The sequence below is a fragment of the Streptomyces sp. NA04227 genome, assembly GCF_013364195.1.
GTDB lineage: Bacteria > Actinomycetota > Actinomycetes > Streptomycetales > Streptomycetaceae > Streptomyces.
Window position 1 is genome coordinate 116,297 of record NZ_CP054918.1, and the last position, 15,180, is coordinate 131,476.

Consider the following 15,180-nt stretch of genomic DNA (forward strand, 5'->3'; position numbering starts at 1 on the left):
CCCTCATCAGCACCCTCCCGCCGCCCGGCCCGGCCCCTCCCGCCGCCGGGCGGCGGCGCATCCGTCGAGGAGACGACACCCGTGACCCCCTCAACCCGCCGCACCGGCCTGCTCGTCGCGCTCGCCCTGCTCGCGGCGGTCGCACCCGCCACCCAGGCGGCCACCGCCACTCCCCCGGCCGCCGTCCGGGTCGCCGCCGGGGAGATCGACCCGTCCAAGGCGAAGGCGCAGTGGATCGACGCCACCACACTCGCCTGGAACCCCGGCCCCGCCGAGGCCGGTTCGGTCCACCAGCTCCTGTACGCGCCGGACGGCGGACTCGCCGTGTCCGAGGGCGACATCGACGGCGAGGCCGAGACCCTCAGGCTCAACCCGGTTCCGGGCGGCCTCTCCGAGGCGCAGAAGGCCCGCTTCCCGCACCTCAAGGAGTACGCGGCCTTCGCCCTGGACCCGCGTGACGTCGACCGCGTCCGGCAGGCGCTGACCGGACAACTCCTCGCCGTCCGACGCGACGCCGACGGCACCTTGCGCGACGCGACCGGCGTGCAGACCCACGGCGTACTCGACGCCCTGTACAGCTCCGCGGCGACCAGGGCCCGGCTCGGTCCGGCCTTCGCCTCGGGCCGCCCCTCCCTCGCCGTCTGGGCACCGACCGCACAGCAGGTCGGTGTGGAGATCGAGGGCCGCACCGTCCCCATGCGACGCGACCCCGCCTCCGGCGCCTGGTCGGTGACCGGCCCCCGGAGCTGGTCCGGCAAGGCCTACCGGTACGTGGTGAAGGTGTGGGCGCCGAGCGTCGGCAAGCTGGTCACCAACCGGGTCACCGACCCGTACTCGATGGCCCTGACCGCCGACTCGCGGCGCAGCCTCCTGGTGGACCTGGCCGATCCCCGGCTCGCGCCCGAGGGCTGGTCCACGCTGAAGAAGCCGAAGGCACCGGCTGCCCGCGACGCGCAGATCCAGGAACTGCACATCCGGGACTTCTCGGTGGCGGACCGCACCTCGCGACACCCCGGCCGGTACCTCGCGTTCACCGACGAGGGCTCCGACGGTATGAAGCATCTGCGGCGCCTGGCCGGCTCCGGCACCTCGTACGTGCATCTGCTGCCCGCCTTCGACATCGGCACCATCCCCGAGCGCCGCGAGGACCAGGCCACCCCCGGCTGCGATCTGCCCGCCGCCGCGCCGGACTCCGAGGAACAGCAGGCCTGTATCGGTGCCACCGCTGCCGAGGACGCCTACAACTGGGGCTACGACCCTCTGCACTTCACGGTTCCCGAGGGCTCGTACGCGAGTGACCCGGACGGCACCCGGCGCACCGTCGAGTTCCGGCGCATGGTGCAGGGGCTCGGTTCGGCGGGCCTGCGTACGGTGATGGACGTCGTCTACAACCACACCGTCGCCCACGGTCAGGACCAGAAGTCGGTCCTCGACCGGATCGTGCCCGGCTACTACCAGCGGCTCCTCGCCGACGGCACCGTGGCCACGTCCACCTGTTGCTCCAACACGGCGCCCGAGAACGCGATGATGGGCAAGCTCGTCGTCGACTCGATCGTCACCTGGGCCAGGCAGTACAAGGTGGACGGCTTCCGCTTCGATCTGATGGGGCACCACCCGAAGGCGAACATCCTCGCGGTGCGCAAGGCCCTGGACGCGCTGACCCCGGAGCGGGACGGCGTGGACGGGAAGCGGATCATCCTCTACGGCGAGGGGTGGAACTTCGGCGAGGTCGCCGACGACGCCCGCTTCGTCCAGGCCACCCAGAAGAACATGGCGGGCACGGGCGTCGCCACGTTCTCCGACCGGTCCCGCGACGCGGTGCGCGGCGGCGGTCCCTTCGACGGCGACCCGCGGGTGCAGGGCTTCGCCTCCGGTCTGTACACCGACCCCAACTCCTCGGCGGCGAACGGCACTCCGGCCGAGCAGAAGGCACGCCTCCTGCACTACCAGGACCTGATCAAGGTCGGCCTCTCCGGCCATCTGGCCGGGTACACGTTCACCGACTCGGCGGGACGCCGGGTCACGGGCGCCGACGTCGACTACAACGGCGCCCCCGCGGGCTACGCCGCCGCCCCGGGCGAGGCCCTCTCCTACGCGGACGCCCACGACAACGAGTCCCTCTACGACGCGCTGGCCTACAAGCTCCCGCCCGGCACCCGGCCCGCCGACCGCGCCCGGATGCAGGTACTCGCCATGGGCGTCGCCGCGCTCTCGCAGGGCCCCTCGCTCTCCCAGGCGGGCTCCGACCTGCTGCGCTCGAAGTCGCTGGACCGCAACTCCTTCGACAGCGGCGACTGGTTCAACGCCCTGCACTGGGACTGCGCGGACGGCAACGGCTTCGGCCGCGGCCTGCCCCCGGCCGCCGACAACAAGGACAAGTGGCCTCACGCCAAGCCCCTGTTGACCACCGGCACGGCCCGCCCCGGCTGCGCGGACATCAACGGCACCTCGGCCGCGTACCGGGACCTTCTCCGGATACGCACCACCGAGCCCGCGTTCTCGCTGGCCACCGCGGACCGGGTCCAGGACGCGCTGTCCTTCCCGCTCTCGGGCACCCCGGCCGAGACACCCGGAGTGATCACGATGAGGCTCGGTGACCTCGTCGTCGTCTTCAACGCAACGCCACAGGAGCAGAGCCAGCGGGTGGAGGCGCTCTCCGGCGTCCCGTACGGCCTGCATCGGGTGCAGGCCTCCGGCGCCGACTCCGTCGTCAAGTCCTCGCGCTACCAACGCGGTTCGGGCACGTTCACGGTCCCGGCGCGCACCGTGGCGGTGTTCGCACGCGGCTGAGCGGCAGTCGCCCCACGCGGAGGGCCACGCGGTCGCGGGTCTGGGCGGTGGCCATCCGGGCGGGCACGGACAGGGAGACGGGTACGGGCGCGGGCGCGCGGCGGCGGTTTGCGCGCCCGGCCGTGCGTACCACCGTCGACGTGCGCGGGCTTCGGCGCGAGCGGGCGAGACTTCACTGCCCCTCAGAGCCATGCCCCGCGGTGCCCGTCCGTCTCCCGCACACGGGGCAAGTTCCGCGCGCGTCCGGGTCCACCTGCCCGGCACCCGGTTTGCCGGACCGCCGCCGCTGGAACATTCAGCAGGTTGCTGGGAAGGCCAGCCGCTCAGGAAAGTGACAATGGAGAGACTTCCTCCCCTGTGGGACCGGGTCGCAGGCCCAGTGCGGCGCTTCCTGAGCGAGACCCCGCTGGTGAACAAGCTCCGGCATCCCGTCGTCGCCCAGACGCTGCGCGCCACCACCGCCGCGACCATCGCGTACGTCATCGCGCTGCGTCTGAGCCGCGAGCCGGTGCCGCTGACCGCGCCGCTCACCGCGCTGCTCGTGGTCCAGGTGACGCTGTACGCGACGGTGAAGATGAGCATCCGCCGTATCAACGCGGTGGTGGCCGGGGTCCTGATCGCGATCGGCTTCAGCGCGTTGGTGGGACTGAGCTGGTGGAGCCTCGCGCTGATCATCCTGGCCTCACTCACCATCGGACCGTTCGTACGCGCCAACGAGTTCGTCCCCGAGGTCGCGATCAGCGCGATGCTCGTGCTCGGGGTCACCCGGGTCGCCTCCAGCGCCTGGGACCGGGTGGTGGAAACCCTGATCGGCGCGCTGACCGGGCTGGCGTTCAACCTGTTCTTCGCGCCGCCGCTGTGGGTGGAGACCGCGACCGACTCCATCCAGGACCTGGCCCGCCGGATGCGCAGCCTGCTGAGGGTCCTCGGCGAACAGCTCGACGAGACGACGTCGTGGCCCGAGGCCGCCGAACGCCTGCACGAAGCGCGCCGCCTGGACCACGACATCTCCGAGGTGGACGCCTCCCTGCGACAGGCCGAGGACAGCCTGCGCATGAATCCGCGGGTACGTGAGGGCAGACTGCACCGCGTCGTACTGCGGACCGGACTCGACACCCTGGAGATCTGCGTCGTCGTCCTGCGCGTGATCGCCCGTACCCTCACCGACCTCGCCAAGGAACGCGACGAGGAGCGTCTCCTCGCGCCGCGGGTCTCGCTGGCGATGCGGGAGCTGTTCGGTCACGTAGGAGACGCGGTGGTCAGCTTCTCCGTACTGGTGACCACCCAGACCAGCGAGGAGTCCCAGACCGCCGAGGACCGGCTGGTGTCCGAACTGGAAGCGGCCGCGACCAAGCGCGAGCAAGTGGCCGAACTCCTCCTGGAGATCGTCCGCGACGACCCGCGCCAGTGGCAGTTGCACGGCGCCCTGCTCACGGAGCTCGACCGCATCCTCGACGAACTCGACATGGAACACCGCTCCCGCCGCCTGATGGAGGAACTCGACCGCAGCGCCCAGCTCCTGCACGAACAACTCCCCCGCCTGGCGGCCTGCCAGCGCTGGCTGCGCAAACGCTGGCGCGGCCGGCCGAGGCTGCTGGGGGGCGCGCGGCGGAGCTAGGGCACCACGTCTACAGCCCCACGTCGCGGCTACGAATGTCCTCCATGGACTCACGGCGGATCAGGAGCCGGGCGTGCCCGTCGCGTACGGCGGCCACGGGTGGGCGGCCCACCAGGTTGTAGCCGGAGGCCATCGACACGTGGTACGCGCCGGCCACCGGAACGGCGAGCACGTCGCCGGGGCGTACGTCGGCGGGGAGTGCCACGTCGGTGGCCAGGACGTCGCCCGCCTCGCAGTGGCGACCGACCACGGTGACCCGGGCCGGGGCCGCGGTGCTCGCGCGGCCGATGAGCCGAGGGGCGTAGCGGACGCCGTACAGGGCCGGGCGCGGGTTGTCGCTCATGCCGCCGTCGACGGCCACGAAGGTGTGCTCGCCCGTGTGTTTCACGGACAGCACGTGGTACAGCGCGACACCCGCGGGTCCCACGATCGCCCGTCCCGGCTCAATGAGCAGGCGGGGTACGGGGATTGAGGCCGTGGCGCAGGCTTCGGCGAGTTCGGCTCGGACCTTGCGGGCCAGCGCCGTGAGGTCCAGGGCCTTCTCGCCGGGCCGGTAGGCGATGCCGTGGCCGCCGCCGAGGTCGAGTTCCGGCAGGATCAGACCGTGGTGTTCGTACAGCCGGGCCATCAGGCCGACCATGCGCCGGACGGCGACGAGGTAGGGCTTGACGCTGGTGATCTGGGAACCCAAGTGGCAGTGCAGGCCGGTGAGTTCGAGTTGCGGCTGGTCGAGTATGCGGGCGATGGCGTGCTGTGCGTAGCCGTCCGCGATGGACAGGCCGAACTTCTGGTCGTCCGTGCCCGTGCGGATCTTCTCGTGGCCACCGGCGCTGATGCCGGGGACGACCCGGACCATCACCTTCTGCCGCGCGTCCCGGCCGACGGCGGCGGCCAGCCGCGCGATCTCCGAGGGGCTGTCGACGACGATGCGTCCGACGCGCAGGCGCAGGGCGGTTTCCAGGTCGCGCGGGGACTTGGCGTTGCCGTGCAGCACGATGCGTTCCGGTGGGAAGCCGGTGGTGACGGCCAGTTCGAGTTCACCGGCGGAGCAGACGTCGAGGCCGAGGCCCTCCTCGGCCATCCAGTGGGCGACGGCCCGGCACAGGAACGCCTTGGCCGCGTACAGCACTTCGGCGTCGGGGAAGGCGTCCCGGTAGGTGCGGCAACGGTCGCGGACCTCGGCCTCGTCCAGGACGTACACCGGTGTGCCGAAGCGCTCGGCGACGCTCGCCAGCGATACGCCGGCCACCGAGAGGTCGCCGGGCAGGGTCTCGGTGGTCGAGGCGGGCCACACCGACAGCTCTGCGGACGTGACTGCCGCGGCAGCCGGTTCGTGAACGGTGGTCATGTGTCTGCCCTTCTCAAACGGTCCGCAGCGCGCGGGTGGGTGCCGAAGCGAGGATCGGGGACACGGTCCGCGCGGGAGCCGGGGCGCTGAGCAGTGGATCCACCGTGACGGCGGTGATGCCGAGCGGGCCGGTCAGCGCGCGCAGGGCGGGCTCGGCGAGACGAATCCACGGCTGGTCCGGGCCGAGCGTGGCGGTCAGCCTGTCCTCGGAGGTGAAGCCGACGGCCGTACGTTCACCGGGCGGTGTGCGGAAGATCCGGGCCGCACACCCGGAGGGACCCGGCCGGACGGGAACGTAGAGAGGTCCGGCCGGGGAGCGATCGGAAGGTTCGGGGTCGTCGCCGTACTGGAGTTCCGGCATGGAGTTCCTCCCAGAGGAAGATGCGGTGGGCAAGGGGCCTTGAACGCCCCGGACGCGGGGAGGCGGACCGGGGCTCACTCATGGACGCTATGCCCGCCGCCCCCGGCTTCCGGGAGTGTCCTGACGGGACGCTGACGGCGATCCGCCCGGCTTTGACGGGATGCTTGCGGCGGCTCGAGAAGGCTTCAAAAGGACCGTCAGAAGGGTGCCAAGAACTGGGTCACCGGCTTTCCGCAGGACTCGGGACGGCAGTGAGATGGATGCGGTTCCACGAAGGTTGACGACCGGCACTCTCCGGTCGACCTGGGCAGAACGGTGAAAGCGATGTCCGAGTCCCGCACGTCCTCGACCGCTCGCGTCGTGGTGGGGGTCAGTGGCTCCCCCGGCAGCCTCGCCGCTCTGGGTCGGGCAGCGGAAGAGGCCCGGTACCGGGGAACCGAGCTGTGGCCGGTGCTGGCCTGGGAGCCGCCCGGCGGGGACTTCGCCATCCGCGGTACCACGGAATCGGCCTTCGTCCCGGAGGAGTTGGAGCAACTCGCACGGGACAGGCTGCTGAAGGCCCTGGGTGACGTGTTCGCCGGTACGGGCCTGAGGCTGCCCGGTCGGGCGCTGGTGGCCCGGGGCGCGCCGGGGCGGGCGCTGGTACAGATCGCCGACCGGGAGAACGACCTCCTCGTCATCGGCGCCGGACAGCACAGCCGGCTGCACCGTGCGCTGTGGCCGTCGGTGAGCCGCTACTGCCTCGCCCACGCCGTCTGCCCCGTCCTCGCGGTACCGCCGCCCGCGCTCGAGTCCGCGCTCACGGCCCGGCACCGTCGCAACACCTGGCGGCTGCGACTGGACAGCGGCCATGTGGAGAGGGAGTTCTCGGCCGCGCCGCCCGATGCCTGAGCTCTCAGGACGTGACGGCCGCCGCCTGATCCGGCTGCTCGGGCCGCCGCTGCGGCGCGGTGCGCACGGCGAGCACCATCGTGAGACCACCGCCGGGTGTGTCCTCGGCGTGGAGCGTGCCGCCGAGGGCTTCGGCGAAGCCGCGTGCGACGGCGAGGCCGAGGCCCACGCCGACCCCGCGGGGAGAGTCGCCGTACCGCTGGAAGGGTTCGAAAATACGGTCCTTGGCCACGTCCGGCACACCGGGACCCCGGTCCACGACCCGGACCTCGACGCGGTCGGCGAGGACGCTCGCCGAGACGAGGACCTGCTCGCCGGGCGGGCTGTACTTGACGGCGTTCTCGACGACGTTGGCGACGGCCCTTTCCAGCAGCCCGCGGTCGACGTGCACCATGGGCAGGGTTTCGGGGATGTCCAGTTCGACGCTGCCCTCCGGCACCCCGCCCAGCGCCATGGGGACGACCTCGTCGAGGTCGGTCTCCCGGATGATGGGGGTGACGGTGCCGGTCTGCAGTCGGGACATGTCGAGGAGATTCCCGACCAGTTGGTCGAGCCGGTCGGCGCCGTCCTCGATGGCCTCCAGCAACTCCGCCCGGTCCTGTTCGGACCAGTCGATGTCGTCGGAGCGCAGCGAGGTGACGGAGGCCTTGATGCCGGCGAGCGGGGTGCGCAGATCGTGGCTGACGGCGGCGAGCAGGGCAGTCCGTATCCGATTGCCCTCTGCCAGTTCCCCGGCCCGGTCGGCCTCGCGCTGCAAGCGCTGGCGGTCGAGGACGACGGCGGCCTGCGCGCCGAACGCGGCGAGCACTCTGCGGTCGGCGGCCGGCAGGACCCGGCCGCGCAGGGACAGGGCCAGGTGGTCGCCGACCGGTACGTCGACGTCCGCGTCCTCCGGGACCCCGGCAGGCCCGTCTCCCACACTGCCGACGCAGGTCCACGGAGCCGTCTCGCCGGTCCGTTCGAGCAGAGCCACCGACTCCATGCCGAAGGTCTCGCGGACCCGTTCCAGGAGCGCGTCCAGTGTGGTCTCGCCGCGCAGGACGTTGCCCGCGAGGAAGGACAGGATCTCCGATTCGGCACGCAGCCGGGACGCCAGGTGGGTGCGGCGGGCGGCCAGGTCCACCACCGAGGCCACCGACACGGCGACCCCGATGAAGATCACGATGGCGACGATGTTCTCGGGGTCGGCCACCGTCAGGGTGTGAACGGGCGATGTGAAGTACCAGTTGAGCAGCAGGGAGCCCACCAGGGCGGAGGCCAGCGCCGGGAGGAGCCCGCCGAGCAGAGCCGCCGCCACTGTCAGGGCCAGGAACAGCAGCATGTCGTTGGCGAGGCCGACATCCGCGGTGACGCTGGTGAGGAGCCAGGTCAGCAGGACCGGTCCGAGCACCCCAACTGCCCAGCCGCAGGCGACCCTTGACCGTCCGAGCCGCGCTCCGCCCGCCAGCGGCAGGCCACGGCCCTTGCCCACCTCGTCGTGCGTGATCAGGTGGACGTCGAGATCGGGGCCCGATTCGCGGGCGACCGTGGCGCCGACTCCGGGGCCGAACACGTACTGCCAGCTCCGGCGCCGGGAGACACCCAGCACGATCTGGGTGGCGTTGACACCGCGGGCGAAGTCCAGCAGGGCGGCCGGGATGTCGTCGCCCAGCACCTGGTGGAAGGTGCCGCCCAGGTCCTCCACCAGGGTCCGCTGGAGGGCCAGTTCCTTCGGGGAGGCCGCTGTGAGGCCGTCGCTGCGGGAGATGAAGACGGCGAGCACCTCACCGCCCGCGCCCTTCTCCGCGAGGCGGGCTGCCCGGCGTATCAGGGTGCGCCCCTCGGGACCGCCGGTCAGACCGACGACGATGCGCTCGCGCGAGCCCCAGATGGCGGAGACGTGGTGCTCGCTGCGGTACTCGGTGAGATACGCGTCGACCCGGTCCGCCACCCACAGCAGCGCCAGTTCGCGCAAGGCCGTCAGGTTGCCCGGCCGGAAGTAGTTGGCGAGGGCAGCGTCCACCTTGTCCGGCTTGTAGACGTTGCCGTGGGCCATGCGACGGCGCAGCGCCTCGGGCGACATGTCGACCAACTCGATCTGGTCGGCACGGCGTACGACCTCGTCGGGTACGGTCTCGCGCTGCCGCACCCCGGTGATCGACTCGACCACGTCGCCCAGCGATTCCAGGTGCTGGATGTTGACGGTGGAGATGACGTTGATCCCGGCGGCGAGCAGTTCCTCGACGTCCTGCCAGCGCTTGGTGTTGCGGGAGCCGGGGACGTTGGTGTGCGCGAGTTCGTCGACCAGGGCGACGGCGGGGGCACGCCGCAGCACGGCGTCCACGTCCATCTCGGTGAAGACGCCGCCCCGGTACTCGATCTCCCTGCGCGGAATCTGTTCCAGGCCGTGCAGCATCACCTCGGTGCGGGGCCTGGAATGGTGCTCCCCCAGGGCGACCACGCAGTCGGTGCCCCGCTCGGTACGGCGGTGTGCCTCCGACAGCATGGCGTAGGTCTTGCCCACGCCGGGGGCCGCGCCGAGGTAGATCCGGAGCTTGCCGCGTGCCATGTCGTCCCTTGGTCAGGCTTCGAACCGGTAGCCCATGCCGGGCTCGGTGATCAGATAACGGGGGTGAGAGGGGTCCCTCTCCAGTTTGCGTCGCAACTGGGCCATGTAGACGCGCAGATAGTTGGTTTTGCTGCGCTGCGAGACGCCCCACACCTCTTGGAGCAGGTGCTGCTGGGTGATCAGGCGGCCCGCGTTGGTCACCAGGATCTCGAGCAGGTGCCACTCGGTGGGGGTCAGCCGCACGTCCCACCCGTCCTTGACAACCCGCCGGGCGACCAGGTCGATGAAGAAGTCGTCCGTCTCGACCAGCACGGTCCCCGTGACGTGCGGGGTGTCCCCGGTACGGCGCACGGCGGCCCGCAGGCGGGCGACGAGTTCGTTCATGCTGAACGGCTTGGTGATGTAGTCGTCGGCGCCGACGTCGAGCGCGGTCACCTTCTGGTCCGAACCCTGACGGGCGGAGAGCACCAGGACCGGCACCCGGGACCAGCCGCGCAGGGCCTTGATGACGTCGACACCGTCCATGTCGGGCAGGCCCAGGTCCAGGAGCACCACCTCCGGCTGCCCCTCGGCAGCGAGCCGCAGGGCCGTGGCCCCGTCGGTGGCGGCATCGACACCGTAGTGGCGTGCCTCCAAGTTGATGACAAGGGCCCGCACCAACTGCGGGTCGTCCTCCACCACGAGCACCCTGGTCATGGGGTGTGTCTCTCCTGTCGTACGTGGGACTGTGCATGCCCCGAGCCGGGGCAACCGGCTTCACGGCGGCGGGAGTCGGCGGATCCGGGATGCCTTCCGGATCCGCCGACTCCCGTACGGTTCGCGCGGCTCGTCAGTTCTTCGCGACGAGTTCCTTGAGCGCGATGTTGAGCTCCAGGACGTTCACCTGCGGTTCGCCGATGAAGCCGAGGGTGCGGCCGTCGGTGTGCTCGTCGACCAGCTTCTCCACCTTGTCCACCGGCAGCCCGTTCTTCTGGGCGACCCGGTGGACCTGGATGTCCGCGTACCGCGGGGAGATGTGCGGGTCGAGTCCGGAGCCGGAGGACGTCACCGCGTCCGCGGGAACGTCGGACGGCTCGACCGTGTGGCCGGGAACGGAGTTCACCTTGACGACGGCGGCCTTGGCGTCCTTCACCCATTGAATGAGCTCTTCGTTGTCGCCGGACCGGTTGGTCGCGCCGGACAGGATGAGCTCGTACTGGGTGTTGACGCTGTTGGTGCCGAGGCCGTTCTGCGGACGGCCCTGGAACCACTTGAGGTCCGGGTCCGCGGTCTCCTGCCCCTTCTTCAGCGGCAGGTTGTACGACTGCCCGATCAGGGAGGAGCCGACGACCTTGCCGTCCGACTTGATCTCGGAGCCGTTCGCCTTGTCGTGGAACAGCCCCTGTGCGATGCCTGTGACCGCCAGCGGATAGATGACGCCCGTCACCAGGGTCAGCACGAGCAGGGCCCGCAGGCCCGCCCCGAGCAACCGGGCGGTGTTCGTTACCGAGTTGCGCATGACGATCAACCGATTCCGGGGATGAGAGAGAGGATCATGTCGATGACCTTGATGCCGATGAACGGCGCGATCAGCCCGCCGATGCCGTAGATGGTGAGGTTGCGCCGCAGCATGCGGTCCGCGCTCACCGGCCGGTACTGCACGCCCTTCAGGGAGAGCGGCACCAGCGCGATGATGATCAGCGCGTTGAAGATGACCGCGGACAGGATCGCGGAGTCCGGCGAGGACAGCCCCATGACGTTGAGCTTGTCCAGGCCCGGGTACACGGCCGCGAACAACGCGGGGATGATCGCGAAGTACTTGGCCACGTCGTTGGCGATGGAGAACGTGGTCAGCGCACCGCGCGTGATCAGCAACTGCTTGCCGATCTCGACGATCTCGATCAGCTTCGTCGGGTTGGAGTCCAGATCCACCATGTTCCCGGCCTCCTTGGCGGCCGAGGTACCGGTGTTCATGGCCACGCCGACGTCGGCCTGGGCGAGCGCGGGGGCGTCGTTCGTGCCGTCACCGGTCATGGCGACCAGCTTTCCGCCCGCCTGCTCCCGCTTGATGAGCGCCATCTTGTCCTCGGGCGTGGCCTCCGCGAGGAAGTCGTCCACGCCCGCCTCTTCGGCTATCGCCTTGGCCGTCAGCGGGTTGTCACCCGTGATCATGACCGTCTTGATGCCCATACGGCGCAGTTCCTCGAACCGCTCCCGCATGCCCTCCTTGACGACGTCCTTCAGGTGGATGACGCCCAGGACGCGGGCGCCCCGCTCGTCCTCCACCGCGACGAGCAGTGGAGTGCCGCCCGCCTGGGAGATGCGGTTGGCGATGCCGTCCGCGTCCTCCGCGACGGTGCCACCGTGCTCCTGGACCCAGGCGATGACCGAACCGGCCGCGCCCTTGCGGACCCGGTGCCCGTCCACGTCGACTCCCGACATCCGGGTCTGGGCCGTGAACTCGATCCAGTCGGCGCCCGCCAACTCCCCCTGACGGCGCTCCCGCAGTCCGTACTTCTCCTTCGCCAGGACGACGATGGAGCGGCCCTCGGGAGTCTCGTCGGCCAGGGACGAGAGCTGTGCGGCGTTCGCGACCTCGGCCTCCGTCACCCCGCGCACCGGCACGAACTCGGCGGCCTGCCGGTTGCCGAGCGTGATGGTGCCGGTCTTGTCGAGCAGCAGGGTCGACACGTCGCCCGCGGCCTCCACGGCGCGGCCCGACATGGCGAGGACGTTGCGCTGCACGAGCCGGTCCATGCCCGCGATGCCGATCGCCGACAGCAGTGCGCCGATGGTCGTGGGAATCAGACACACCAGCAGGGCGACGAGCACCACCAGCGACAGGTCCGTACCCGCGTAGTTGGCGAACGGCGGCAGCGTGGCACAGGCGAGCAGGAAGACGATCGTCAGCGACGCGAGGAGGATGTTCAGCGCGATCTCGTTCGGCGTCTTCTGCCGGGCCGCGCCCTCGACCAGGTTGATCATCCGGTCGATGAAGGTCTCGCCCGGCTTCGTCGTCACCTTGACGACGATGCGGTCGGAGAGGACCTTCGTACCGCCGGTGACCGCCGAGCGGTCGCCGCCGGACTCACGGATGACCGGCGCCGACTCACCGGTGATCGCCGACTCGTCCACGGACGCGACACCCTCGACGACGTCACCGTCGCCGGGGATGGTGTCGCCGGCCTCGCAGACCACGAGGTCGCCGATCCGCAGCTCGGTGCCGGGGACCTGCTCTTCCGAGCCGTCGGCGCGCAGCCGGCGGGCGACGGTGTCCGTCTTGGCCTTGCGCAGGGTGTCGGCCTGCGCCTTGCCACGGCCCTCGGCCACCGCCTCCGCCAGGTTGGCGAAGATCACGGTCAGCCACAGCCAGGCGCTGATCACCCAGCCGAACCAGTCGCCCGGGTCCGTGAAGGAGAAGACCGTGGTCAGCACGGAGCCGATCCACACCACGAACATCACGGGCGACTTGACCATCACCCGCGGGTCGAGCTTGCGGAAGGCGTCCGGCAGCGACTTGATCAGCTGCTTGGGGTCGAAGAGGCCCGCACCCACACGGTCCTCGGTGGCTTTGTGCCCGGTGGGGACGTCGCTGTGCGGCGCCCGGGTGGGACTGACTGTGGACATGGAGTCCTCTGGCTTCTGGATACGTGTGGTCATCACGCCAGTCCTTCCGCGAGCGGGCCCAGGGCGAGGGCCGGGAAGTACGTGAGACCGGTGATGATCATGATCGCGCCCACCAACAGACCGGTGAACAGCGGCTTTTCGGTACGCAGGGTGCCCGCCGTCTGCGGCACGGGCCGCTGCTGGGCGAGCGAGCCCGCCAGCGCGAGGACGAACACCATCGGGACGAACCGGCCGAGCAGCATCGCGATGCCGAGCGTCGAGTTGAACCACTGGGTGTCCGCGTTCAGACCGGCGAATGCGGAGCCGTTGTTGTTGGCGGCGGAGGTGTAGGCGTAGAGGATCTCGGAGAATCCGTGCGCCCCGCTGTTGGTCATCGAGTTCGCCGGGGTGTCCAGGGCCATGGCGGCGGCGGTGAAGCCGAGCACGAGCGCCGGGGTGACCAGGATGTAGCAGGCGGCGAGCTTGATCTCGCGGGTGCCGATCTTCTTGCCGAGGTACTCGGGCGTACGGCCGACCATCAGGCCGGCGATGAACACCGCGATGATCGCCATGATCAGCATGCCGTAGAGGCCCGAGCCCACACCGCCGGGCGCGATCTCGCCCAGCATCATGCCGAGCATGGTGATGCCGCCGCCGAGACCGGTGTAGGAGGAGTGGAAGGAGTCCACCGCGCCGGTGGAGGTGAGCGTGGTGGCGACCGCGAAGATCGACGAGCCGCCGACACCGAAGCGGACCTCCTTGCCCTCCGTCGCGCCGCCCGCGGCCTCGAACGCCGGGCCGTGGTGCGCGAATTCGGTCCACATCATCAGCGCCGTGAAGCCGAGCCAGATCACGCCCATCGTGGCGAGGATCGCGTAGCCCTGCTTCACCGAGCCGACCATGACGCCGAAGCTGCGGGTCAGGGAGAACGGGACGACGAGGATCAGGAAGATCTCGAACAGGTTCGTGAACGGGGTGGGGTTCTCGAAGGGGTGGGCACTGTTGGCGTTGAAGTAACCGCCGCCGTTGGTGCCGATCTCCTTGATCGCCTCCTGCGAGGCGACCGCGCCGCCGTTCCACTCCTGCGTGCCGCCCAGGAACTGGCCGACCTCGTGGATGCCGGAGAAGTTCTGGATCACGCCGCAGGCGACCAGCACGATCGCGGCGACGAAGGCCAGCGGCAGCAGGATGCGGGTGACCCCGCGCACCAGGTCCGACCAGAAGTTGCCGAGCTCACCACCGCGCGAGCGCGCGAAGCCGCGCACCAGCGCCACCGCGACGGCCATGCCGACCGCCGCCGAGACGAAGTTCTGCACGGCAAGGCCGGCGGTCTGCACGACGTGGCCCATGGCCTGTTCGCCGTAGTACGACTGCCAGTTGGTGTTGGTGACGAACGAGGCCGCCGTGTTGAACGCCTGGTCCGAGTCGATCGCCTTGAAGCCCAGCGAACCGGGAAGGACGCCCTGCAGCCGCTGCAGCAGGTAGAGGAAGAGGACACCGACCGCCGAGAAGGCGAGGACGCCGCGCAGATACGCGGGCCAGGTCATCTCGGTGTCGGGGTTGGCACCAATGCCCTTGTAGATCCACTTCTCGACGCGAAGGTGCTTCTTCGAGGAGTAGACCCTGGCCATGTAGTTGCCGAGGGGGACGTGGACGAGCGCCAGCGCGCCTATCAGGGCGAGCAGCTGGAGCACGCCTGCCAGTACGGGACCCATATCTGCTCTCAGAACCTCTCCGGGTAGATCAGGGCGAGGACGAGATAGCCGAGCAGGGCGACGGCCACGACGAGGCCGACGATGTTTTCGGCGGTCACAGCTTCGTCACCCCCTTGGCGACGAGAGCCACCAGTGCGAATACCGCGAGCGTGGTGACGACGAAGGCCAGATCGGCCATCGCGAACTCCTGAGGTGAGGTTCGTTGGAACTCGATGGATAGGGACGACTAGAGGAAAACCCCTCTTGGCCGGATCGGATCGCTCGTTGACACCTCCCTTACGGAGGCCCCGACGGCTTTGACGGGGTTCTTACGAGTCCTGGCCG

At 70.2% G+C, this 15,180-nt stretch carries 11 protein-coding genes; 3 read left to right on the forward strand and 8 right to left on the reverse strand.

Annotated features, from left to right (window positions below; translation table 11 throughout):
- The first annotated feature begins 81 nt into the window (after positions 1–81).
- Entirely contained in the window at positions 82–2,790 is a 2,709-nt protein-coding gene (gene pulA, locus HUT18_RS00535; protein WP_368661500.1) for a pullulanase-type alpha-1,6-glucosidase, read from the forward strand.
- Positions 2,791–3,127: 337 nt separating this feature from the next.
- Positions 3,128–4,408, forward strand: coding sequence for an aromatic acid exporter family protein (locus tag HUT18_RS00540; protein ID WP_176096776.1), 1,281 nt, complete (start codon positions 3,128–3,130; stop codon positions 4,406–4,408).
- 10 nt (positions 4,409–4,418) lie between these two features.
- On the opposite strand, the gene lysA is transcribed toward HUT18_RS00540, so the two are convergent.
- Together lysA and HUT18_RS00550 are read right to left on the reverse strand one after the other, a co-directional pair.
- Positions 4,419–5,756, reverse strand: a complete 1,338-nt coding sequence (lysA, locus tag HUT18_RS00545) for a diaminopimelate decarboxylase (RefSeq protein WP_176096778.1) — start codon at positions 5,754–5,756, stop codon at positions 4,419–4,421.
- 13 nt (positions 5,757–5,769) lie between these two features.
- The gene (locus HUT18_RS00550) at positions 5,770–6,117 is read right to left on the reverse strand and encodes an SAV_915 family protein (protein ID WP_176096779.1); all 348 of its coding nucleotides are present in this window, start codon (positions 6,115–6,117) and stop codon (positions 5,770–5,772) included.
- A 324-nt stretch (positions 6,118–6,441) separates the two neighbouring features.
- Between HUT18_RS00550 and HUT18_RS00555 the strand changes: the two genes are divergently transcribed.
- The gene (locus HUT18_RS00555; RefSeq protein ID WP_176096781.1) at positions 6,442–7,008 is read left to right on the forward strand and encodes a universal stress protein; all 567 of its coding nucleotides are present in this window, start codon (positions 6,442–6,444) and stop codon (positions 7,006–7,008) included.
- Between the two features lie 4 nt (positions 7,009–7,012).
- On the opposite strand, the gene HUT18_RS00560 is transcribed toward HUT18_RS00555, so the two are convergent.
- The 6 genes from HUT18_RS00560 to kdpF all read right to left on the reverse strand — a co-directional run bounded on the left by HUT18_RS00560 (position 7,013) and on the right by kdpF (position 14,954).
- Complete coding sequence (locus tag HUT18_RS00560; protein WP_176096783.1) at positions 7,013–9,556, reverse strand: ATP-binding protein; 2,544 nt, start codon at positions 9,554–9,556, stop codon at positions 7,013–7,015.
- Between the two features lie 12 nt (positions 9,557–9,568).
- Complete coding sequence (locus HUT18_RS00565) at positions 9,569–10,252, reverse strand: response regulator (RefSeq protein WP_176096785.1); 684 nt, start codon at positions 10,250–10,252, stop codon at positions 9,569–9,571.
- Positions 10,253–10,385: 133 nt separating this feature from the next.
- The gene (locus HUT18_RS00570; protein WP_176096787.1) at positions 10,386–11,054 is read right to left on the reverse strand and encodes a potassium-transporting ATPase subunit C; all 669 of its coding nucleotides are present in this window, start codon (positions 11,052–11,054) and stop codon (positions 10,386–10,388) included.
- 5 nt (positions 11,055–11,059) lie between these two features.
- The gene (kdpB, locus tag HUT18_RS00575) at positions 11,060–13,195 is read right to left on the reverse strand and encodes a potassium-transporting ATPase subunit KdpB (RefSeq protein ID WP_176096789.1); all 2,136 of its coding nucleotides are present in this window, start codon (positions 13,193–13,195) and stop codon (positions 11,060–11,062) included.
- Positions 13,195–14,856, reverse strand: a complete 1,662-nt coding sequence (gene kdpA, locus HUT18_RS00580) for a potassium-transporting ATPase subunit KdpA (protein ID WP_176096791.1) — start codon at positions 14,854–14,856, stop codon at positions 13,195–13,197. Before kdpA ends, kdpB begins: the two co-directional genes overlap by 1 nt.
- A gap of 8 nt (positions 14,857–14,864) precedes the next feature.
- Entirely contained in the window at positions 14,865–14,954 is a 90-nt protein-coding gene (gene kdpF, locus HUT18_RS00585) for a K(+)-transporting ATPase subunit F (RefSeq protein ID WP_018533641.1), read from the reverse strand.
- Positions 14,955–15,180 lie beyond the last annotated feature (226 nt).

Coding starts and splice junctions, on each gene's coding strand:
- HUT18_RS00570 (WP_176096787.1), bottom strand. CDS start 11,054: ATGCGCAACTCGGTAACGAACACCGCCCGGTTGCTCGGGGCGGGCCTG.
- HUT18_RS00540 (WP_176096776.1), top strand. CDS start 3,128: ATGGAGAGACTTCCTCCCCTGTGGGACCGGGTCGCAGGCCCAGTGCGG.
- kdpB (WP_176096789.1), bottom strand. CDS start 13,195: ATGACCACACGTATCCAGAAGCCAGAGGACTCCATGTCCACAGTCAGT.
- HUT18_RS00560 (WP_176096783.1), bottom strand. CDS start 9,556: ATGGCACGCGGCAAGCTCCGGATCTACCTCGGCGCGGCCCCCGGCGTG.
- HUT18_RS00565 (WP_176096785.1), bottom strand. CDS start 10,252: ATGACCAGGGTGCTCGTGGTGGAGGACGACCCGCAGTTGGTGCGGGCC.
- HUT18_RS00550 (WP_176096779.1), bottom strand. CDS start 6,117: ATGCCGGAACTCCAGTACGGCGACGACCCCGAACCTTCCGATCGCTCC.
- kdpA (WP_176096791.1), bottom strand. CDS start 14,856: ATGGGTCCCGTACTGGCAGGCGTGCTCCAGCTGCTCGCCCTGATAGGC.
- HUT18_RS00555 (WP_176096781.1), top strand. CDS start 6,442: ATGTCCGAGTCCCGCACGTCCTCGACCGCTCGCGTCGTGGTGGGGGTC.
- lysA (WP_176096778.1), bottom strand. CDS start 5,756: ATGACCACCGTTCACGAACCGGCTGCCGCGGCAGTCACGTCCGCAGAG.